Source organism: Oceanisphaera profunda (genome assembly GCF_002157895.1).
GTDB lineage: Bacteria > Pseudomonadota > Gammaproteobacteria > Enterobacterales > Aeromonadaceae > Oceanimonas > Oceanimonas profunda.
Window position 1 is genome coordinate 2,159,587 of the sequence record NZ_CP021377.1, and the last position, 20,869, is coordinate 2,180,455.

The window sequence follows — 20,869 nt, forward strand, 5'->3', positions numbered from 1 at the left end:
TACTCTCGGCAATCTGGTATAAAAAGGCCCCATTTAAAGATGAAAGATATGAATATGCGCTGGGATATTAAAGGCTGGTTGGCACTGCAATTGCTGGCTTTAGCTCTGTTTTTTACTTGGTATTTTGGTTATTGGCAAAGCCTAGATGAAGGCGTTTTTTGGTGGTTCAATAATCGACTAGTGACGGTACCGGGTTTTGCTCATCTGGTAGCCGTGGTTAACCAGCGCTGGATTGATGGTGCGGTTGCCTTACTGATGGCAGGCTTTGTGTTCTCTCACGCTTGGCAGTTGAAGGGCCGTGATCGGGCGAAGATGGGTTGTTTATTGTTATTGATGGCGGGCTGCTTCTCGCTGCAAGCGGCGGCAGGTAAGGCTTTACCCATTGAGCGTGCGAGCCCCACTGTGGTGTATGAGCAAGCCGAGCGGGTGAGTCTGCTGGTGCCTGATGTTAAAGCCAAAGATGCGTCTGGCGATTCGTTCCCCAGCGATCACGGCATTGGCTTTGCGACCTTTTTACTGTTTGCTTGCTATCGTTTTCCGCGCCGTTACTTATATGTAGTCGCGCCTTTGGTGTTTATTTTGGCGATGCCACGTGTGATGTCGGGAGCCCATTGGTTTACTGATTTTATTTGTGGTTCGCTGCCTTTGGCTTTGATCACCGGCGCTTGGTTGTTTCATACTCCTTTAGCAGAGCGATTTACTGAAGCTATGGTGAGGCCTGTGGAAACGTTGCTTACCAAGTGGCGATTGCAAGGCTAAGCCCTGCGGGCAGCATGAAGCGGTAAGCTATCAGCTTAAAAAATGTTAAGGGCGACACTCGGTGTCGCCCTTTCGCATTGTTAAGCGGGCAAGGTGAGGCGCTCGCTACAAGGCAAAATGTCATAGTCGATCATTACGGTTTCATTCATAAGGTGACGACGTAGCATATCTAATGCCGTGAAAGCTAATAAACGGCGCTGTGACAGCGGATCACGAAAGTGCATCTGCAAGGTTTGCACATAGCAGCCGGTCTGGGTTTTTAATGCTACAGGCACTCCTTTAGGGCCTGCGGCGCCTATGGCTAAAGTGAGGGGACGTGCGGATTTTTGTAGCCAATGAGCCAGTTCTTCAGCTTCGTCTGGTAAGCCGGCAAGATAGTGGCCTTCAAACTCTCGCGTGATAGTACTGATGGTATCAGTTAGGCGACCACCGCTGGCATCTTCAAAAATCATTAAGTCTTTATCGACCAACATGGGTCCTAAACTGGCAGTAAAGTCCATGTTGTCTCGGGCAATCAGGTGCGTGCCGACTTGAGCGAGCAATTGTGCTTCAGCTTGCGCTATGGCCTCGGCATTTGCGGTGTCGATGATAAGCTTCACCTCTATGGTCGGCAGATTAGCGCGATAACCTAGCGCAATACCAGCGGGCCAAGTGAGTGCATCAAGTTTGTCGCTTAAGCCAGACTCTGATAAACCAAACAAGAAGAAGCGTCGTACTTGGCTGCGACCATTGTCACCCAGTTGTTGACGTAGCCGCGGCAGTATTTCGTCGTTCATCATCACTTTTAGCTCAGAGGGCACCCCTGGGGTAAAGAAGAAGGTGGCGCGATTCAGCTTAACGGCGAAACCACAGGCGGTGCCTACCGGATTATCCACTAACTCGGCACCCTGGGGCAGCATGGCTTGTTTGCTGTTGCTCTTGGGCATGTCACGGTTACGGCTAGCGTATTTCTGCTGCATCACCTCCAGCCAGTGTTGATTGAGCTCTAGTGTTACACCAGCGGCATCGGCCATGGCCTCGGCACTAATATCATCCGAGGTGGGGCCTAAGCCACCATTGACAATCACTATGTCTGCTTGATGACTGCGCTGTTCGAATAACTCGACTAAATCGGCTTTATCGTCACCGACGGTGAAGCGACGGCGCACTTGCCAGCCTTGTTCGAGCAGTAATTGAGACAACCAGCCGGCATTGGTATCTGTGATTAAGCCGGTCAATACCTCGTCGCCCGTGCTCACCAGTTCAATAACAGGTTCCATAATAGTCTTTCCTTTAAGGGTGTTGCCCCCGATATTAGCGTATCTTGAGCCTTTGGCACACGTTGAGGATGACAAGATTAGCTACTTTGTTGTAGAGTTCTAGATGTCTAGACTTTCTTAGTTGTGTTGTACTGGAGTAAGCTCATGCCCATTAGAATTCCCGATCGCCTGCCAGCGGCTAATGTCCTGTCTCAGGAAAATATCTTCGTGATGACGGAGAGCCGCGCGGTTAATCAGGAAATCCGGCCAATGCGCGTGCTGTTACTTAACCTGATGCCGAAGAAAATTGAAACCGAAAATCAGCTGCTGCGTATGTTATCTAACTCGCCACTGCAAATCGGCGTCGACTTATTGCGCATTGATGACAGGCCGTCTAAGAATACGCCTCAGTCCCATCTAGAAAGTTTCTATCATGACTTTGAGCAGATTAAAGATCAGTTTTATGACGGTCTTATCATTACCGGTGCGCCGCTAGGTCTGACCGACTTTTGCGATGTGGTTTACTGGGACAAGATAGAGCAGATTGTGGACTGGGCGAAGAGCCATGTGACCTCAACGCTGTTTTTATGTTGGGCGGCGCAGGCGGGCTTGAAGATTTTATATGGCTTGGATAAGAGCACGCGGTTAGAGAAGTTATCGGGCGTTTATGAGCACCAGAACTTAGGCGGCTACGACCCGTTAGTGCGCGGTTTCGATGATGTGTTTCTAGCGCCGCATTCTCGCTATGCAGACTTCCCGGTGGAACTGTTACGGGAAAAAACTGATTTAAAAATCTTGGCGGCGTCCGATAAAGTAGGTGTTTACTTAGCGGCTAGCCCAGATGGGCGGCAAGTGTTTGTGACCGGTCATCCTGAGTACGATCCGCATACACTGGATAATGAATATCAGCGTGACTTAGAAGTAGGCATAGCACCGCAGATGCCAGAAAACTATTATCCCGATGATAATGCGGATAATTTGCCGAGGGCAACGTGGCGCAGTCATGGCCATTTGTTATTTGCTAACTGGCTCAACTACCATGTGTATCAGCTAACGCCTTATGACTTGAATACCTTGAGTGCCACCGGCGAAGCATTGACCAGGGATTGACCGCAGCGCCGAGCACCAAGCTAAATCAAGTGCTCAAAGATTATTTGCCACGGAATCCACGGAAGAACACGGAACAATAGTGATTAGATCTGAATAAAGCCGGTAAGGGTGAAGAGGCTGAGCCAAAACCCAACCCCTCATCGGACAGGGTCTGGCTCTTACCATAAATACCTTTGGCTCGTGTCGCACGTGACCACTTCCGCGTTCTTCCGTGGCAAAAAAACGCTTAAAAAAGCCAGAGTCGAATTAATTCGACTCTGGCTTTTTGTTAACATCTAACAGGGCGCCCGGCGCTATCTCTTAAAACCTAATCAATCGGAAAGCCGGCTTTTTCGGCGGCCTTGGCCTTGTTGATCATCGGCGTTATGGTCATGCCTTGTACGATAATCGAGAACAGTACTATGGCGTAGGTCATCATTAAAATCACGTCGCGCAATTCAATCTGGCCATCGGCACCCAGCTTGACGCCAACCGGAATCGAGAGCGCCATGGCCAGTGATAGTCCGCCGCGCAGGCCACCCCAAGTCAGGATCCGAATCGAGTATTTGTTGTAACTGCGAAAGCGACGAAAGCCGGTATAAGGCAAAGCTACGCTAATAAAGCGACCGGCCAGTACTAACGGAATGGCGCCCAGTACCAAGACCCACGCCTGCCAATGAAATTCCACTAGCAACATAGCAAGGCCAATCAGCAAGAATAATAGCGCGTTTAAAAACTCGTCTAATAAATGCCAGAACTGATCCAGATACTTTTCACTCTGCTCTGAAAAGCCAGTGTAGCGAGTCCAGTTACCTATCATGATACCGGCCACCACCATGGCCAGTGCGCCGGAGACGCCGAGGACGTTAGCCAGAGCAAAGCCTGCGGTAGGAATACATAACGTCATCAGTAGCTCCATGGAGCCGTCGTCGGTGGCGCTGATCATCAGGTGTGCCATTAACCCCAATAAACCACCAAAGATAATACCGCCAATGGCTTCGTGGGTGAACAGCGTCAGCACAGAGCCAAAGGTGGCTTCCGTACCGCTAAAGGCCACGGCGAAAATGGTTAAGAAGATAACCAAGCCGATGCCATCGTTGAACAAGGACTCGCCTTCAATTTGAATGGCTATTTGTTCTGGTGCACCCAGTTTTTTCACAATCGCTAATACTGCAATGGGGTCGGTAGGAGAGATAAGTGCGCCGAACAGCAGGCAGTAAATAAAGGGCAGTGGAATGCTGGCGGCATAAGCCAACAACCACAGGCCGGTGGCGACCACGGCGGTGGAAATTATCACCCCAAAAATCACCAGTACGAAAATTTCCCACTTTTGGCTCTTCATGGCCGGTAAGTTAATACCCAGGCCGCCAGCAAACAGCAAAAATCCGAGAATACCTTGTAACAGGAATTCACCAAAATCGACGGTTTCTAGGGTAGTGACGGCGTGTTGTTGCAGCTCGGGCCAGGTGGTTTTACCGAGCACTAACATGAGGATGGAGATAATCAGGGCGCCAAAGGTAATGGCAATGGTGGTTTGAATTTTCATTATGTATTGATTGACGAAGGCAATGGTGATCGCCGTGGCCGCCAAAAAACACAGAGTGTAATAGACGCTCATTGAGGACAGTTCCGATTTGATATTTTATTATAGTTGCAAGCTAAGTTAGCGGGTCTTTGCCCGTGCCATATTGTGCCTTAATCGCGAACTTGGCACTAATAAAAACTGCGCTAAATTTCTCCACTCTGGTTAAGCTGAACGAATATATTCTGCTCGGAGCTGTGGATGTCTGGATTTCGAATTCGGCTTTGTGTGATAACATGACGACCGCATACGGAATCAGGTTGTAACAGGAGTAGACAGTGTCCAGATCCCCCGTTTTTTCCCAGCTCGAACAGGCGCTTGCCGAACGAATTCTTATTATTGACGGGGGCATGGGCACCATGATCCAGTCCCACCGACTGGATGAGGCGGCTTACCGCGGCGAACGCTTCGCTGATTGGCCGTCCGATCTTAAAGGTAATAACGATTTATTAGTGCTTAGCCAACCGGAATTGATCGCTCAAATTCACAGCGATTACTTTGCGGCCGGCGCGGACATTATCGAAACCAACACCTTTAACGCCACTCACATCGCCATGGCCGATTACCAAATGGAATCGTTGGCCCGCGAAATGAACGTTGAAGCGGCGAAATTGGCCCGCAAAGTGGCCGATGAGTGGACGGCAAAAGAGCCCCATAAGCCGCGCTTTGTGGCCGGTGTGCTTGGCCCCACCAATCGTACCGCCTCTATCTCGCCGGACGTAAACGATGCGGGTTACCGTAACGTCTCTTTCGACCAATTGGTGGCGGCCTATACCGAAGCTACCCAAGCGCTGATTGACGGTGGCTGCCACCTGATCATGATCGAAACTATCTTCGATACGCTGAACGCTAAAGCGGCAGTGTTCGCCATTGAAACGCTGTTCGATAAGCTGGGCACCCGTATTCCGGTGATGATTTCCGGCACCATAACCGATGCTTCTGGCCGAACCCTCACCGGTCAAACCACCGAAGCCTTTTATCATTCGTTACGCCATGCCAACCCCATCTCCTTTGGTTTGAACTGTGCGCTGGGCCCTAACGAGTTACGCCAATACGTACAAGAATTATCACGCATCAGTGAAACCTACGTGTCTGCGCACCCCAACGCCGGTTTGCCCAACGCCTTTGGTGAATATGATCTGGAAGCCTTTGAGATGGCAGAGCATATTCGCGAATGGGCCCAGAGTGGCTTCTTAAACTTGGTGGGTGGGTGTTGTGGCTCCACGCCTGAGCATATTCGGGTGATGGCTGAAGTGGTAGCGGGCATTAAGCCGCGGGTGTTGCCAAAAATTACCCCTGCTTGTCGTTTGTCGGGCCTTGAACCTTTTAATATTTTTTCCGACACCATGTTTGTAAACGTCGGTGAGCGCACTAACGTTACCGGCTCGGCCAAGTTTAAGCGCTTAATCAAAGAAGAGTTGTACGACGAAGCGCTGCAAGTGGCGCTGCAACAGGTAGAAAGTGGCGCCCAGATCATCGATATCAACATGGATGAAGGCATGTTGGACTCAAAAGCCTGTATGACGCGCTTTTTGAACCTGATTGCCGGTGAGCCGGATATCTCGCGCGTGCCCATCATGATTGACTCCTCTAAGTGGGAAGTGATCGAAGCCGGCCTAAAATGTATTCAAGGCAAGGGCATCGTTAACTCGATTTCCATGAAAGAAGGCGTTGAGCAGTTTATTGAGCAGGCCAAGTTGGTGCGCCGTTATGGTGCCGCCGTGATCGTGATGGCGTTCGATGAAGTGGGCCAAGCGGATACCCGTGAGCGTAAATATGAGATTTGCGAGCGCGCCTATCGCATCTTGGTGGATGAAGTCGGCTTTCCGCCGGAAGATATTATCTTCGACCCCAATATCTTCGCCGTGGCGACCGGTATCGAAGAGCACAACAACTACGCGGTGGAATTCATCGAAGTAGTGAAAGATATCAAAGCCAATTTGCCCCACGCCATGATCTCCGGTGGCGTATCGAACGTGTCATTCTCGTTCCGTGGTAACGAAGTGGTGCGTGAAGCCATCCATTCGGTGTTTTTGTATCATGCGGTACGCAACGGCATGGACATGGGTATCGTCAACGCCGGTCAGCTGGCGATTTATGAAGATATTGAGCCGGAGTTAAAAGAAAAAGTCATCGCCGTGGTGCTCAACGAAAACGACGGCGCCACCGAAGCCTTATTAGAAATCGCTGAGCGTTATCGTAACAGTGGCGGCGAGGCCATAGACCCACGAGATCTGGAATGGCGCAGCTGGCCGGTGAATGAGCGCTTGGCGCATTCCCTCGTTAAAGGCTTAACGGACTTTATTGAAGAAGACACGGAAGAAGCTCGTCTTGAAGCAGTCCGGCCATTAGACGTGATTGAAGGTCCGTTGATGGATGGCATGAACGTGGTCGGTGACTTATTTGGTGCCGGTAAAATGTTCTTACCGCAAGTGGTGAAGTCCGCACGGGTGATGAAGCGTGCCGTAGCCCACTTAAACCCTTACATTGAGGCCAGCAAAGAAGTCGGCCAAACCAATGGTCGTGTAGTGATGGCCACCGTAAAGGGCGACGTACACGATATTGGTAAGAATATCGTCGGCGTAGTACTGCAGTGTAATAACTTTGAAGTGATCGACTTAGGCGTGATGGTACCCTGCGAGAAAATCTTGCAGACTGCGCGCGAAGTGAATGCGGACATGATTGGCTTATCGGGCCTGATCACGCCCTCACTTGATGAAATGGTGCATGTGGCGCAAGAAATGCAGCGCCAAGGTTTTACCATGCCGCTGCTCATTGGGGGGGCCACTACCTCTAAAGCGCACACTGCGGTGAAGATTGAGCAAAACTACGATCAACCAGTGGTGTATGTGTCTAACGCCTCCCGCGCCGTGGGTGTGGTGCAAACTCTGCTTAGCAAAGAGAATAAGCCGGCCTTTGTCGAGCGCTTAAGTAAAGAATACGACGTGGTACGCGATCAGCATGCCCGTAAGAAGCCGCGCACCAAGCCGGTGACGCTGGCTGAGGCGCGTGCTAACAAGGTCGACATCGATTGGGCAACCTATGTGCCGCCGGTGCCGGCAAAGTCGGGTATACATGAATTTCATGACACGCCCATCTCAGTGGTGCGCGAATACATTGACTGGTCTCCGTTCTTTATGACCTGGGGTTTGGCCGGTAAGTATCCGCGCATCTTGGAAGATGAAGTAGTGGGTGTGGAAGCCACCAAGTTGTTTGCGGATGCACAAGCCATGCTCGATAAGCTTGAACAAGACGGCACCTTGCGTTGCGCCGGTGTGATTGGCTTATTTCCTGCGAACAGTGTGGGCGACGATGTAGAAATTTACGCTGATGAATCCCGCACCGAGGTACTGCAAACCTTGCGCTTCTTACGTCAACAAACCGAGAAGAAAGACGGTTTCCCTAACTATTGCTTAGCCGACTACGTGGCCCCCAAAGGCACTCAGCCCGATTACGTGGGCGGTTTTGCGGTGACCGGCGGGATTGGTGAGGAAGACATCATTCGTCGTTATAAAGAAGATGAAGATGATTATAATGCCATCTTGGCGGGTTCGGTTGCTGACCGCTTGGCGGAAGCCTTTGCTGAGTATCTACACATGCGGGTGCGCCGTGAGCACTGGGGTTATGCGGCAGATGAGCAGCTAAGCCACGAAGAGCTAGTGCGCGAAAAATACGTAGGCATTCGTCCGGCTCCTGGTTATCCGGCTTGTCCTGAGCATACCGAAAAAGGTACGCTGTGGGACTGGCTAGAAGTAGAGCAGCGTATCGGCATGAAACTGACCGAGTCTTTTGCCATGTGGCCGGGTGCGGCTGTGGCGGGGTTCTATTTCTCTTATCCGAATACTCGCTACTTTGCGGTGGCGCAAATTCAAGAAGATCAGTTACTTGATTATGCCGACCGTAAAGGCATGACTCGCGAACAAGCCGAAAAGTGGCTGGCGCCTAACCTGAGCGCTTAATAACGCAGGGCGAGAGCCGTTTATCTCATGGATTTGACTGACCTAAGTCACGATATCTAAGTCACGATATGAGTTACAAAGGCGCCTTAGGCGCCTTTTTATTCACTCACTGGCTGCCAAAGCACCGTTAAGCGGCTTAGTATTAAGGTCAATCGATTAGTGAATCATAGAAGACCCGCGGCTAAAATCAGCCGATAATTTTAGGGGCGTAGCGTTGAATTGCTGGACAGCATTCCAGCAATCACGTAGCGTCTGCGCCATTTATACCACCTTTAGGGAGCCTGCGATGTTAGTTGCCATGTTAATTGCAAAAAGTAGGGATACAGTCAAATGGCTACTGACCATGGTACTGCTGTGCTCTGCTATTAGCTCTGCCCATGCCCAAACGAACCCGCGCTATGCGGCCATCGTATTAGATGCCGATAGCGGCGAGGTACTGCATTCCGAATATGCAGACGCGGCGCGCTATCCCGCTTCATTAACTAAGATGATGACCTTATATTTATTGTTTGAAGCCATGGACAACAAGTTATTAAAACTGGATACCGGCATGCCGGTGTCGGCGCATGCGGCCTCCATGCCACAAACTAATATCTCCTTAAAAAAGGGCGACCGTTTACGAGTGCGTGATGCCATCCCTGCCTTAGTGGTGCGCTCGGCTAACGACGCTGCCGTGGTCGTGGCGGAAGCTCTGGGTGGCACCGAAAGTCAATTTGCCCAGATGATGACCAGAAAAGCCAAGGCATTGAAGATGAATTCCACCACCTTTCGCAATGCCTCCGGCTTACCTAATAGCGGTCAGCAAACCACGGCTCGTGACTTATCTATCTTGTCGATGCGCTTAATGAAAGATCACGCCAAGTATTATCATTACTTCTCGACGCCGTCTTTTACTTATGGCGGCCGTACTTACCATAGCCATAATCGCCTGATAAAAAACTACCCAGGCACAGACGGCATGAAAACTGGTTATATCAATGCCTCAGGCTTTAACGTGGCGACTTCTACTAAAAAAGGTAAGCACCGTTTAGTGGCGGTAGTGATGGGCGGGCGCACGTCCCAATCTCGAGATGCGGCCATGGCTGCCTTGTTGGATAAAAGCTTTATTCGTGCGGAGCAGATAGCTAAAGTTTCTCCTAAGGCGGCGCAGCAGGCGCGTCAAGCGGCACCGCCGGCCAGTAAGATAGTGATTAGCAGCGAAACCGTACGCCAAGTAACGAGACAGGAAGCTCAGCAAACCCAAGCGGCTAAAATAAATCCGCCTACCTCGCAAATTAAACCGATTCAGCAAGCGCCGATTCAAACTGCAAAAACGGGTGCTAGCGTGATCCAGTCTAACTCGGCGCCCACTTTTAGTGTCGAGCAAGCTTGGGCGGTACAAGTCGGGTCATTTAGAGCGTTAGAACAAGCTAAAGATCGGGCCGCCGACGCCGCGCGCCGGCTCGGTAATACCCAGCAGAGCAACATGGCCGTGAATCCTGCCAGTGTGGGCGGGCAAACCTTGTATCGCGCTCAGTTGGTGGGATTACTGCAAAATGAAGCCAAGCAGGCCTGTGAGCAATTGGTGCGTCAAGGCATAGATTGTTTAGTGATTAGAATGTGATGCTGCACACGACGTGAGCTTTAAGGGGTAAGCGGTCGTCACTTAGTAATAGCCATACAGTCACGGAGCCGTCATTCTGCAAATATCAGAATGGCGGTTTTTTTGTTATGTGAGTCTGTTGAGCTTTAGAGCGGGTTTTTACGCAATAGAAAAGGGGCAACCTAAGTTGCCCCTTTTTGAACGTCTGTTTTGGCTTATCCGTAAACCGCTTTGCTCCCTGCAATCCTTGACGTGCGCTTTCCTTGTTCGCTTCCCTTTCCTGATCCTTCAGGCAGTCCTGTCTATCATCCTGATGCTCAGTGTTCCTCACCGAGTCTGCCTCTTATCCTTGAGGTGTCCGCATCACTGACTGTGAAGTCCTTGCCATCCTGGCCGCCTGTCTTCCTGACGGGCGCTTTGCTCCTTGCCCAAACATAATAACCCGCTTATCGACGCTAAGGCGGCGAGTTGCGTACTTAAATCTAACGCTACGTTAAAGTGACTTTTGTTAAGGTGTTGATTTACAATGAGTAATAGATAATTGGTGGCGTTAATCTGGGGTAAGAAAGGGACTATGCTGCTTTTTCTTTGCGAGATCTCGCACACATAAACCAGCTAAAGACTGGGCTTTTTCGACATTGGCTGTATTGAGGCTTCGTGATTGAGTAGCCACGCCTTGCGCGTTATGCCGCCTGCGTAGCCGACTAACTTACCGCTGGCGCCAATTACCCTATGACAAGGAATGATCAGTGCAATGGGATTACGGCTATTGGCCAGCCCCACGGCCCGCATCGCCTTGGGGTTATTAATACTCAGGGCTATGTCTTTATAACTGCGATGCTCACCATGAGCAATGGTCAGCAGTGCTTGCCACACCTGTTGCTGAAACGCGGTACCTTGCGGAGCCAGCGGTAAATTAAATTGCTGGCGAGAACCGGCAAAGTATTCATCCAACTGCTGACACGCCTCTTGCTGCAAGGGCGTGCTGGGGGCGATCATGGCGGCAACCTCATCACTAAAATGCAGCGCCGTGATCACTTCTTGCTGATTGGCATCAGTGCGGGTTGCGAGCGTGATCCAACCCAATGGGCAGGCTTGAGTGTAACTGGCTTCAGTATCATTGGCTTGGGAGGAAGAGGTCGACATAGTGGGTTCCTATATAGAGTGAGAAGTGAAGGGTGAGGCGTCAAGGCAGGCCGTCTTTGGCTGGTTCCCTGCACGCTTAACACCTTACTCCTCACTGAGTATAAGATCACTCAGCTGCCAAACGTCGAAGGCGGGTTCTTCATAAGGGTGGGCGGTTCTTAGAGCACTAATGGCGGTGCGGATCAGAGCATCATCACACACTAACTCTACTCGTACCTCTGCTACTTGTTCAACAATGCCAGCTTGGCCGATAAAAGGGTTAGCAGAGGCTAAAGGCTTAAATTGCCCGGTGCCACGGGTTTCAAAGCAGCACTGTTCGTAGTCGCCAATTTTTCCCGCGCCGGTAGCAAACACCGCTGATTTTACTTGTTCCAGATGCGACTCAGGTACGAAAAATACTAATTTATACATTAGAGACCTGCTTAAAGAATGTGAGGTGTAAGGGGTTAAGCGTAAGATAGGCCAGCGCTAAGCTAAAGATAACCTTAAAGGCGGGTTCGCCACTGTATTCTAAAAAATGTATAGGTGAGGGGCAAACGCCAAATTTATAATAGTGAGGTGTTTGACAACACCTCACTATTCACCCCTCACTGGTTTTTAGACTTTCTTCAAGAACTGCACGGCCAATTGAATTTGTACACCGTTAACGCGGCCACCAATGTGGCCTGCTAAACTGGCGTTAAGGCTGATATTTTTCACCGTGGTGCCACGTTTAGCGGTAAAGCCGGCGCCTTTCACGTCTAAGTCTTTAATAATGGTGACTGAATCACCGGTCTGTAAGCGTACGCCATTGCTATCGAATAAGGCCTCGCCTTCATCTTCTTCGGGCTCGGAAAAACCAATTTCAGCCCATTCTTGTACTTCTGGCGGCAGATATAGCATATCCAACAAGTCTTGTGCCCAGCCTTCACCGGACAGCTTTTTTAGGGTGCGCCAAGCCAAAACCTGTACCGCTGGCTCTGTGCTCCACATGCTATCGTTCAAGCAACGCCAGTGATTTTGATCTTGTGGCGCATCCAATTCTTGCTGGCAAGTTGTGCATAACAGCGCGCAATGTTCGGCACTGTCTGCCTCATAAGGAGCCACGGCGTGCAGGTCTAAGTTAGCTGTCGCTTTACATAATTCGCAGCTGTGCTCGCTACGGGCCAATAATTGTTGTTCTATGGACATGATTTATTTTCTCATCTCATGACTAAAAGTGGCAAGATCCTAGCATAAAACCGCCTACTTGTTGTGGTTATAGCCATGATGCCAGACAATGTGTAATTGGTAGTAGATGCGTAATAGAGGCCGATTCTATGGAAACCGACAGCTCACCCAGCATAAAGGTACAAGCAGGCTGTGTGCAGATAATAGGCAGTTGGACTTTAGCCCATTACAGCGAACTCACTCAACGGCTACGCCCCTTGGCAAGCGCGGCGCAAGATGAGCTAACTCAGCTGGATGCCAGCGACTTGAATGCCCTGGATACCGCGGGCGCCGCTTTGTTGATTGACCAGCTAGGCATTAGTACTTTTCGGCGGCTATTACCTGAGGCCGAGGCCCTCTCATCGGAGCGGCAGGCCTTATTATTAGCCGTGCTAGAGGCCATGGATCAAGAGGAACCCACACCTCAAGCACCTAACCGCTGGGCAGATAGTGTGGCTCGCTTAGGGGAGAACATGGTGAGCGGCTGGCAGCAGTTTGTGATGTTGCTGGGTTTTATGGGGCTCACGTTAAGCACGCTAGCCCGCACTCTATTTATCCCCGCGCGCTGGCGCATTACCGCTTTGGTGGCACAGATACAGCAGTGCGGTCTGAATGCGGTGCCCATCGTCGCCTTGCTCACTTTTTTAGTGGGTGCGGTGGTGGCATTTCTGGGGGCCACCGTATTAGAAAATTTTGGCGCCACTATATATACGGTCGATTTAGTGGCTTATTCGTTTTTACGAGAATTTGGTGTCTTGTTGAGCGCCATTTTATTGGCTGGGCGCACCGCCAGTGCTTTTACTGCGCAACTGGGCGCCATGAAAGTGAATGAAGAGCTGGATGCACTGCGCACGCAGGGCCTAGATCCCATGGAATTACTGGTGTTGCCGCGGATGTTGGCGCTGGTGATCACGCTGCCGCTGCTGACTTTTATCGGCATGTTATCGGGCTTATTTGGTGGCGCCTTAGTGTGTTTACTGGCGCTGGATATTTCGTTTGCGCAATATATGACAATCTTGCAGCAAGTACCTGTGCAGCATTTATTAGTCGGCTTGGGCAAGGCACCGATTTTTGCCTTCTTGATAGCGCTAATCGGCTGCTTAGAAGGCTTTAAAGTGCAAGGCAGCGCTCAATCTGTGGGCGAGCACACCACCTCGAGCGTGGTACAGTCTATTTTCGTGGTAATTTTGCTCGATGCCATTGCGGCACTGTTTCTGATGGAGATGGGATGGTAAACGAGGCGGCAAAACCTGAGACAGTCAGCTCTCTGCCTGTGATCACTGAGGAAACTAAAACGGTGATTAAGGTGCAGAACTTGGCCAACCGTTTTGGCAGCCATGCGGTGCACGAACAGCTGGATTTGGCTGTGCGTGCGGGCGAAATCTTAGGTGTAGTGGGTGGCTCTGGCACCGGCAAGTCGGTGTTGCTGCGCTCTATCGTGGGCTTGCGCCAACCCGATGAAGGCTCGGTGCAGGTGTTTGGCCAAGACTTATTGGCCTTATCAGATGCCGAGCGCGAGCCACTGCAACAACGCATGGGCGTGTTGTTTCAAAAGGGTGCGCTGTATTCGTCGTTAACCTTGGCGGAAAATGTGGCCTTGGCGTTAATTGAGCAAGCCGGTCTGTCGCGCAGTGAGGCCAAGCGGTTAGCTGAGCTTAAGCTGGCGCTGGTGGGCTTGCCGCGATCGGCAGTGGATAAGTATCCGTCTGAGTTGTCTGGCGGCATGATCAAACGGGCGGCGCTGGCTCGTGCTCTGGCGCTGGATCCAGATATTTTATTTTTGGATGAACCTACCGCCGGCCTGGATCCTATTTCGGCGGCGGCCTTCGATCGACTTCTGCTCACCTTGCGTGATGCCCTTAAATTAACGGTATTTTTGGTGACTCACGATTTGGACACCTTATATGCCTGTTGTGACCGCGTGGCGGTATTGTCGCAAAAACGGGTACTAGTGGTGGATACACTAGCGGCGGTGGCGGACACCGATGACGCTTGGATCCGCGATTACTTTCACGGGCCTCGTGGGCGTGCCGCGCAACAAGCAGCAGCACCCGCAGCTAAATCCGCAACCACACAAGCAACCGAACTTGAGTCGAGGATCAAATAATGGAAACCCGCGCCCATCATGTGTTGATTGGTTTTTTTACGCTCGCGGTTGCCGCCAGTATCTTATTATTTAGCTTATGGCTGGTTAAATCTGGCAGCCAACAAGACTCTCGGCTTTATGACATTGTTTTTCGCGAGGCGGTGAGCGGTCTAAACGTAGGCAGTGCCGTGGAATACAGTGGCATTCGCGTCGGTGAAGTAGAACGCTTATCGCTGGATGCAGACGATCCGCGCCAAGTATGGGCGAGAGTACGTATTACCAAGCGCACGCCGATTAAAACCGATACCAAAGCGCGTCTAGCATTGGCCAATATTACAGGTGCTTCTAATATCCAGCTCAGTGAAGGCTCGCCAGATAGCCCAGACTTAGCGACCGACGAAGATGAAATACCTGTGATAGTGGCTGAGCCTTCGCCCTTCGCTCAGTTACGCTTAAACAGCGAAGAGCTAGTGGCGGGCTTTAAAACCTTAATTGAAAATGCCAATGCACTTTTTTCAGAAGAAAATAATCAGCACTTTAGCCAAGTGTTGATTAATCTGGAAGCCACGACTGGCGTGATAGCCGAGCAAAAAAACGATCTGGGCCAAGGTATTCAAGATTTAGCCACCGCCAGTCAGCAGATGAAAATTACCATGGAACGGGCTGCAAGTTTGCTTGGTCAATTAGAGGGCCAGTTTAATGCAAAAGGAGAGCGATTATTTCGCAATGCAGATACTGGCATGGCGGCACTGTCGCGCAGCAGTCAGCAATTAGAGTCGTTACTAAAGGATAATCAGCCTGCATTAGCGTCAGGCTTACACAGCCTAGGCGAGCTGGAGCCCACCTTGTTGGAGCTGCGTGCGACCTTACAAAGTTTAGGCGTGGTGTCGCGAAAATTAGAGCAAGACCCGAGCGACTTCTTGCTGGGCGGCGAACGCATTAAGGAGTTTAAACCATGAGCACAGCTCTATTTCACTGTTTACCGCGCATTTTTTCGGGCTTGAATCGGCGTCTTAACTCTGTTTTCGGCTCTGCCAGCGCCGTTATGCTAGTGGGCTTAAGTGTCACGGGCTTAAGCGGCTGCTCTATTTTGCCTAAAACGGAGCCGGTGGTTTTTTATCGCCTACCGCCGGTACAGACTGCTCACTCAAACGTTACTACCCCGCCAGCATTGGCGCTGACGGTGCGCATTAAACAGCCGGATAGCAGTGGCTTACTGGTCAGCAATCGCATTGCCGTGATCCCTGCCGATAACCAACTGAGTGCTTACCAAGGTGCGCGTTGGGCAAGCAGCGTGCCGATCTTATTTCGTGACCAAGTGACGGATGCGTGGCTACAAAGCGGGCGCATTCAGCACGTTATTAATGACAGTAAACCGCTGGCAGCGGATCGCGAGTTGGCGGGCAGTTTGCGCGCTTTTCAAACTGAATATATTAACGGTCAGCCCACTGTGGTTATCCATTTTGACGCCCAGTGGATAGACCCTAATAGCCGCACCTTGTTAGCCAGCCGCCGTTTTAGCGTGACCGAGCCCACGGCAACTGCAGAGGTGCCCGCCGTGGTGGCCGCCTTTGCTGTGGCGCAGGCACGTTTAAGTCAAGCGCTGCTGGAGTGGGTACTTGCGCAGCCCACAGTGCAGCAGGAGGCCCGTTAACCGATGAGCCATGCCAAGCACACCTTGCGTCGGCTGTTTAGCCGACCTTCACACAGCCTGCTGCCGCTAGTGCTGCTGGGCTGTGTAATAGGAGTGCTGGCAGGCTTAGTGATGGCGAGCTTTATTGGCTTGCTGAATTTGGTGTTAAGTTGGCTTAATGGCAACTCATTAGAAGATTTTGAGTCTTTATCAATGGCGTGGCGCTTTGGTTTACCGATACTGGGCAGCCTACTATTAATTTTGCTGTATCGCATCACGCCAGCCTCGGCTCAGACGGTGGGCTTAGCCTATGTGTTGGAACGTTTACAGTTTGGTGGCGGCCGCTTGCCGCTGGCCAATACGCTGTTTCAGTTTGTAGCAGCGTTAATCTCACTGGGCTCGGGGCACAGTGTGGGGCGAGAAGGGCCAGCAGTACAAATGGGGGCCGGCCTTGCCAGTTGGCTGGGCCAAATGACCCGCAGGCCACCCAGTCAGTTACGTTTGTTGGTGGGTTGCGGCACGGCGGCGGCAATTTCAGCGGCATTTGACACACCCTTAGCGGGCGTGCTGTTTGCCATGGAAGTGGTGCTGATGGAATACAGCATTCTTGGCTTTGCCCCCATTATTGCCTCTGCGGTGAGTGCTTCCGCCTTTACTCATCTTCTGCTTGGCCCCATGCGGTGTTAGCGCCGGCCAATTTATCCTTAGCCGATTATGGCGATATGCCGGGCCTATTAGCGACTGGCTTGTGGATGGGCTTAGTGGCGGTGTTGTTTCATTATTTAGTGCGATTATTTTTGCGTTTTCCACTTCAATCTCGCGCGCTTAAATTATTGCTGGCGGGATTAATTACCGGCAGCTTAGCGGTGTGGGTGCCAGAAATATTAGGCTCAGGTTATGACACTATTAATCTTGCCTTAAGCGACCAAGTACCCATCAAGCTGTTGTTTATTATCTTGCTCGCTAAGTTGCTGGCCACCGCCGGCGCCATTGGACTCGGCGTGCCCGGCGGCCAAATTGCCCCCATGTTGATGCTGGGCGTGTGTGCCGGTGGCGTGGCTGGCGCTATTCTGCCCGGTAACTCAGAGCCTGGTTTGTATGCATTGTTAGGCATGGCCGCCATGATGGGTGCCGTGTTAAATGCCCCTTTGGCGGCGATTGCTGCGGTTTTGGAACTATCGCTAAGTGCCGAGGCGATGTTTCCCGCCATGACGGTGGTGCTGACCGCTAATCTAGTGTGTCAGCATGGCTTTGGTCAGCCGTCGTTAATTCTTACTTTGCTAAAGAAGCGAGGCCGCTTACTGCATACGGACCCACTGCGCACCGCCTTGGCCCAGCGTTATTTATCTGAGTTAGCGAGCTTTAATTTTGCAGAGTTAGATATGGCTGTCGATAGTAGTGTTAGCGGCGTATTAGCACCGCCTCAACCGTGGGTAGTGGTACGCGATGGCGAGCACAGTTATTTATTAAAACAAGAGTCGCTGCGCCACGCTTATCAGCAATATCAAAGCGCGCTGGATGAAGACGAGCATGAACATGAAGATAAAAAGCCCAATGACGATCTGGCGTGGATCACCCCGCTGTTAACCATTAATCGACGACTGCGTGACTTAACAGAAGATGCATCTTTGCTGATGGCCTTACAAACACTGCAGCAAGAAGACAGTGCTGGCTTTCTTTTACCCGTAGGCCGCCAAGGCTTAGGACTAGTGACTCGCCGCAGGCTGGTAAAGCGACTGACCTCCGATGAAGTCGTGCATTGATGTGGTGTGAGGCGTAAATTGTGAGGAGTAAAGCCTAATATGAGCCTTGTTTATCTTTTGTAGCTGCCAACTTGTTCGGCAGTCCTGCGAAGCAGGATAATATGATCAGTTATATTTCCAGAATGGTATAAAACACGCTCTGGCCCACCCAAAAAAAGACACCGCCGGTGCAGGCGGTGTCTTTTTTATTATCTTTTATTGCTGAGTACTATTTGCTTTCGATAAGCTTTGCGCTATCGCTGGCTGTCTGCGAACGCCTGCTGGGCTTGGGCTTGCCACTTGCCGGGGAGAGCGGCGGCTTTTTGTAAGCTGGCGCGGGCGGCTTGCTTATCGCCTAAACCTTGCTGCGTTAGCCCAAGGTTCAACCATGCGGCGGCCAAAGTGGCATCCACTTGGGTGGCCTGCTTAAAAGCTGCAGTGGCGGCCACTGGATCTTGATTGGCATGTAACGTATTACCCAGTGCAAACCAGCCCAAGGCGTAGTTTGGCCAGCGTGTCGTAACTGCTTGCCAAGCGGGCAGGGCGGCGCGGGCACCGGCTACGGCTTCAAAGGCGGTGATGCTGTCGGCGGCTACCTGAGGCGTAATGCTCTGCGGTAATTGGCCAGGAGCAAGGGCAACCATGGCCCAGTGTTGGCTGCGTGCCCAAGTAGCGTTGAAGCGACTCATGCTCATGACTTGGCGCGACTGTTCGCCGCTGTGCAGCAGTAATTGCTGTGGCGTTTGGTTGTAACCGATCACCACCGCGTAGTGCCACATAGGCGCAAAAGACAGGCCGAGGTTTTGTAATACCACTACTGGATGGCCCGCATCCACTTCTGTTAATAGCGCATCAAAGTTGCCATCGAGCGCATAACTAATACGCTGATGACGGCGTACCGTGGCCAGCATTTCCGGCTGCACACTGCCTTCGCGTCCAGGCAAAAACACCTGCGGGATCAAGGTGTCTACGCTGACCTCTTGACCGCTGGCGGCTAAGGACATGGCTAATGCCGCAGGACCACATTGATAGTCGCGCTGGCTGTAAAAGGGCACGCCGGTAACAAAGGATTGGCTAGGCAATTGCGCTTTTACCGCAGCGGATAACTGTGGTTGGGCGGCACAGCCGGTGAGCAATAATAATGAGCCTAAGGCTAATAATGAAAAAACGCCCGCAGGGCGGACGTTTTTTAACAGGCTAAAGTGAGTCATTAGCGAGTGAAGGGGAATACGTTGGTTAAGCCCAGCAGGTCTGTGATCAATAACACAATGAATACAGTGAGCAAGGCACCGATAACGGCGTTAGCACCGGCAGGCATATTGTCTAACTGATCAGCCATTTGCAGCACTTCTTGGTCGGTCATGGCAGCAACACGGGCTTCAACTTCGCTCATCTCTACGCCGTAGCTGACCAATTGCTCTTGTACGTCGTTGCGTGCCAATAAATCATTGATGCGCGTACGCTCAGCACTAATTTGTACTGCATCCAGTGCACTCTGGGTGGAGACTAACTGGCTAGGCTGCGCCTGTACCATGACCGGCATGGTGCCCATCAATAATGACAAAACCAGCAAAGGGTTAAGGAATTTAAATAGCTTCTTCATATTATGCTCCTGAATATATATTAGTGCGTTAGGCTCCCGAGAGCGGTAGCTAGCGCTTTAGATGACTTATTATTAGCTTTTGGTTGGCTTACTGTTAAGCGTGCCATTAGATAGCATTATCATACTAAATTCCCATTTAAATGAGTGAGATAACAAGTAGGCTTTCTACTTTTAAGTTAGCTTGTGACGGCGATTGCAGTTTGCTAGTCCTTATTCATCAATAGCTTAGCTCCATTTGGGGCGTTATTAAGTTGCAGCAGGGTTGCGACAACAACCGACATTCAAGGCCCCACAGTTATGCGTAAACAGAAAAGTGAGCTGCAACGCACGCAGATTCAGGCTCGCTACAGAGATAAACAACCGAGTGTCATTTGCCAATGGCTGACGGCGGTGGGCAGCAAGCAGTGGCTGCTCGCGATTGTGCTGTGCCTGAGCAGTGTCGAGGTATCGGCTAATAGTTCGGTTGAGCAATTAGGCATAAAGATACTTGCAGAGTTACCGCACGACCCAGCAGCGTTTACCCAAGGGCTCTTGCTCTATAAAGGGCACTTTTATGAGAGTACCGGTTTATATGGCCACAGTAGCCTGCGTAAAGTGCAGCCAACTACTGGCGAGGTAGTGGCGAAACGTAAGCTGGAATCTGGATATTTTGGTGAAGGATTGGCGCGGGTTGGCCAACAGCTAATCCAGCTCACTTGGCGAGAAGGCCAAGCGCTGGTATATGACCTGGCAGACTTGAGTTTGCAGCAAGTGTTTCACTATCAAGGCGAGGGCTGGGGCCTATGCTTTGATGGCGAGCAGTTGTGGATGAGTGATGGCTCAAGCACTTTGCAGCAACGCAATCCTCAGGATTTTTCATTACATAGTCAGGTGAGCGTAACGCTACACGGCGAGCCGCTAAACCTGCTAAATGAATTGGCCTGCGTCGGTGAGTATATCTATGCCAATATTTGGCAGGATCACAGGCTAGTGCGCATCAATAAAACCACGGGACGAGTAGAGGCCGAAATAGACGCCAGTGCAGTGATAGCCGCTAGCGGGCGCGGTCGAGACCCAGAAGCCGTACTCAATGGCATTGCTTATGATGAGCAAGAACAGGTGTTTTATCTCACCGGCAAGCTGTGGCCAAAGATGTTTAAAGTGCAGTTGCAGGAGAAATAGCGCTCGGCACCAAGCGCCGAGCGCCCAGCTAAACACAAACGGTAAAGGACTGTGTTAAGCCGTCATCCTGACGGACGTCAGGATCTCGTTTTGGTGTCTTG

Annotated in this window: 18 protein-coding genes; 11 read left to right on the top strand and 7 right to left on the bottom strand. The window is 51.2% G+C overall.

Annotated features, from left to right (window positions below):
- The first annotated feature begins 48 nt into the window (after positions 1–48).
- A complete protein-coding gene (locus CBP31_RS09440) occupies positions 49–759 on the top strand; it encodes a phosphatase PAP2 family protein (RefSeq protein WP_227874985.1) in 711 nt (236 codons plus the stop codon).
- An 80-nt stretch (positions 760–839) separates the two neighbouring features.
- Here CBP31_RS09440 and CBP31_RS09445 read toward each other — a convergent pair whose 3' ends face one another.
- Positions 840–2,018, bottom strand: a complete 1,179-nt coding sequence (locus tag CBP31_RS09445) for a CinA family nicotinamide mononucleotide deamidase-related protein (protein ID WP_087036690.1) — start codon at positions 2,016–2,018, stop codon at positions 840–842.
- Positions 2,019–2,162: 144 nt separating this feature from the next.
- Here CBP31_RS09445 and metA point away from each other — a divergent pair, with 144 nt between their 5' ends.
- Positions 2,163–3,107, top strand: a complete 945-nt coding sequence (gene metA, locus CBP31_RS09450; protein ID WP_087036693.1) for a homoserine O-acetyltransferase MetA — start codon at positions 2,163–2,165, stop codon at positions 3,105–3,107.
- A 307-nt stretch (positions 3,108–3,414) separates the two neighbouring features.
- On the opposite strand, the gene CBP31_RS09455 is transcribed toward metA, so the two are convergent.
- Positions 3,415–4,704, bottom strand: a complete 1,290-nt coding sequence (locus CBP31_RS09455) for a cation:proton antiporter (RefSeq protein WP_087036696.1) — start codon at positions 4,702–4,704, stop codon at positions 3,415–3,417.
- 242 nt (positions 4,705–4,946) lie between these two features.
- Between CBP31_RS09455 and metH the strand changes: the two genes are divergently transcribed.
- Both metH and CBP31_RS09465 read left to right on the top strand, forming a co-directional pair.
- Positions 4,947–8,627: a methionine synthase gene (gene metH, locus CBP31_RS09460; protein ID WP_087036699.1), complete on the top strand. Its 3,681-nt coding sequence runs from the start codon at positions 4,947–4,949 to the stop codon at positions 8,625–8,627.
- 286 nt (positions 8,628–8,913) lie between these two features.
- Positions 8,914–10,230 carry a D-alanyl-D-alanine carboxypeptidase family protein gene (locus CBP31_RS09465; RefSeq protein WP_227874986.1) on the top strand — a complete coding sequence of 439 codons (1,317 nt, stop codon included), beginning with the start codon at positions 8,914–8,916 and terminating at the stop codon, positions 10,228–10,230.
- Positions 10,231–10,824: 594 nt separating this feature from the next.
- On the opposite strand, the gene CBP31_RS15895 is transcribed toward CBP31_RS09465, so the two are convergent.
- The 3 genes from CBP31_RS15895 to CBP31_RS09485 all read right to left on the bottom strand — a co-directional run bounded on the left by CBP31_RS15895 (position 10,825) and on the right by CBP31_RS09485 (position 12,525).
- Complete coding sequence (locus CBP31_RS15895; protein ID WP_322348425.1) at positions 10,825–11,355, bottom strand: methylated-DNA--[protein]-cysteine S-methyltransferase; 531 nt, start codon at positions 11,353–11,355, stop codon at positions 10,825–10,827.
- Between the two features lie 84 nt (positions 11,356–11,439).
- Entirely contained in the window at positions 11,440–11,766 is a 327-nt protein-coding gene (locus tag CBP31_RS09480) for a Nif3-like dinuclear metal center hexameric protein (RefSeq protein WP_087036702.1), read from the bottom strand.
- 186 nt (positions 11,767–11,952) lie between these two features.
- Positions 11,953–12,525: a PhnA domain-containing protein gene (locus tag CBP31_RS09485; RefSeq protein ID WP_087036704.1), complete on the bottom strand. Its 573-nt coding sequence runs from the start codon at positions 12,523–12,525 to the stop codon at positions 11,953–11,955.
- 128 nt (positions 12,526–12,653) lie between these two features.
- Between CBP31_RS09485 and CBP31_RS09490 the strand changes: the two genes are divergently transcribed.
- From CBP31_RS09490 to CBP31_RS09510, 6 genes are all read left to right on the top strand, one after another.
- Entirely contained in the window at positions 12,654–13,778 is a 1,125-nt protein-coding gene (locus CBP31_RS09490) for an MlaE family ABC transporter permease (protein WP_087036706.1), read from the top strand.
- A 62-nt stretch (positions 13,779–13,840) separates the two neighbouring features.
- Positions 13,841–14,650, top strand: a complete 810-nt coding sequence (locus CBP31_RS09495; protein WP_407668752.1) for an ABC transporter ATP-binding protein — start codon at positions 13,841–13,843, stop codon at positions 14,648–14,650.
- Complete coding sequence (locus tag CBP31_RS09500; protein WP_087036710.1) at positions 14,650–15,588, top strand: MlaD family protein; 939 nt, start codon at positions 14,650–14,652, stop codon at positions 15,586–15,588. Before CBP31_RS09495 ends, CBP31_RS09500 begins: the two co-directional genes overlap by 1 nt.
- Positions 15,585–16,283: an ABC-type transport auxiliary lipoprotein family protein gene (locus tag CBP31_RS09505; protein WP_087036712.1), complete on the top strand. Its 699-nt coding sequence runs from the start codon at positions 15,585–15,587 to the stop codon at positions 16,281–16,283. The genes CBP31_RS09500 and CBP31_RS09505 overlap by 4 nt, the downstream gene beginning before the upstream one ends.
- A gap of 3 nt (positions 16,284–16,286) precedes the next feature.
- Positions 16,287–16,949, top strand: a complete 663-nt coding sequence (locus CBP31_RS15860) for a chloride channel protein (protein ID WP_265414950.1) — start codon at positions 16,287–16,289, stop codon at positions 16,947–16,949.
- Complete coding sequence (locus CBP31_RS09510; protein ID WP_265414951.1) at positions 16,943–18,025, top strand: chloride channel protein; 1,083 nt, start codon at positions 16,943–16,945, stop codon at positions 18,023–18,025. The genes CBP31_RS15860 and CBP31_RS09510 overlap by 7 nt, the downstream gene beginning before the upstream one ends.
- Before the next feature lie 233 nt (positions 18,026–18,258).
- On the opposite strand, the gene CBP31_RS09515 is transcribed toward CBP31_RS09510, so the two are convergent.
- Both CBP31_RS09515 and CBP31_RS09520 read right to left on the bottom strand, forming a co-directional pair.
- Positions 18,259–19,215 (bottom strand): PA2778 family cysteine peptidase, encoded by a 957-nt coding sequence (locus CBP31_RS09515; RefSeq protein ID WP_087036714.1) that lies wholly within the window; start codon positions 19,213–19,215, stop codon positions 18,259–18,261.
- Positions 19,215–19,607 carry a PA2779 family protein gene (locus tag CBP31_RS09520; RefSeq protein WP_087036716.1) on the bottom strand — a complete coding sequence of 131 codons (393 nt, stop codon included), beginning with the start codon at positions 19,605–19,607 and terminating at the stop codon, positions 19,215–19,217. Before CBP31_RS09520 ends, CBP31_RS09515 begins: the two co-directional genes overlap by 1 nt.
- A gap of 297 nt (positions 19,608–19,904) precedes the next feature.
- Between CBP31_RS09520 and CBP31_RS09525 the strand changes: the two genes are divergently transcribed.
- A complete protein-coding gene (locus tag CBP31_RS09525) occupies positions 19,905–20,768 on the top strand; it encodes a glutaminyl-peptide cyclotransferase (RefSeq protein WP_087036719.1) in 864 nt (287 codons plus the stop codon).
- Positions 20,769–20,869: the final 101 nt, after the last annotated feature.

Bases quoted from the DNA above. Each gene is read 5' to 3' on its own strand.
- CBP31_RS09485 (WP_087036704.1), bottom strand. From the start codon at position 12,525: ATGTCCATAGAACAACAATTATTGGCCCGTAGCGAGCACAGCTGCGAA.
- CBP31_RS09440 (WP_227874985.1), top strand. From the start codon at position 49: ATGAATATGCGCTGGGATATTAAAGGCTGGTTGGCACTGCAATTGCTG.
- CBP31_RS09515 (WP_087036714.1), bottom strand. From the start codon at position 19,215: ATGACTCACTTTAGCCTGTTAAAAAACGTCCGCCCTGCGGGCGTTTTT.
- CBP31_RS09505 (WP_087036712.1), top strand. From the start codon at position 15,585: ATGAGCACAGCTCTATTTCACTGTTTACCGCGCATTTTTTCGGGCTTG.
- CBP31_RS09455 (WP_087036696.1), bottom strand. From the start codon at position 4,704: ATGAGCGTCTATTACACTCTGTGTTTTTTGGCGGCCACGGCGATCACC.
- CBP31_RS09480 (WP_087036702.1), bottom strand. From the start codon at position 11,766: ATGTATAAATTAGTATTTTTCGTACCTGAGTCGCATCTGGAACAAGTA.
- CBP31_RS09500 (WP_087036710.1), top strand. From the start codon at position 14,650: ATGGAAACCCGCGCCCATCATGTGTTGATTGGTTTTTTTACGCTCGCG.
- CBP31_RS09445 (WP_087036690.1), bottom strand. From the start codon at position 2,018: ATGGAACCTGTTATTGAACTGGTGAGCACGGGCGACGAGGTATTGACC.
- CBP31_RS15895 (WP_322348425.1), bottom strand. From the start codon at position 11,355: ATGTCGACCTCTTCCTCCCAAGCCAATGATACTGAAGCCAGTTACACT.
- metA (WP_087036693.1), top strand. From the start codon at position 2,163: ATGCCCATTAGAATTCCCGATCGCCTGCCAGCGGCTAATGTCCTGTCT.
- CBP31_RS09520 (WP_087036716.1), bottom strand. From the start codon at position 19,607: ATGAAGAAGCTATTTAAATTCCTTAACCCTTTGCTGGTTTTGTCATTA.
- CBP31_RS15860 (WP_265414950.1), top strand. From the start codon at position 16,287: ATGAGCCATGCCAAGCACACCTTGCGTCGGCTGTTTAGCCGACCTTCA.
- CBP31_RS09465 (WP_227874986.1), top strand. From the start codon at position 8,914: ATGTTAGTTGCCATGTTAATTGCAAAAAGTAGGGATACAGTCAAATGG.
- CBP31_RS09525 (WP_087036719.1), top strand. From the start codon at position 19,905: ATGCGTAAACAGAAAAGTGAGCTGCAACGCACGCAGATTCAGGCTCGC.
- CBP31_RS09490 (WP_087036706.1), top strand. From the start codon at position 12,654: ATGGAAACCGACAGCTCACCCAGCATAAAGGTACAAGCAGGCTGTGTG.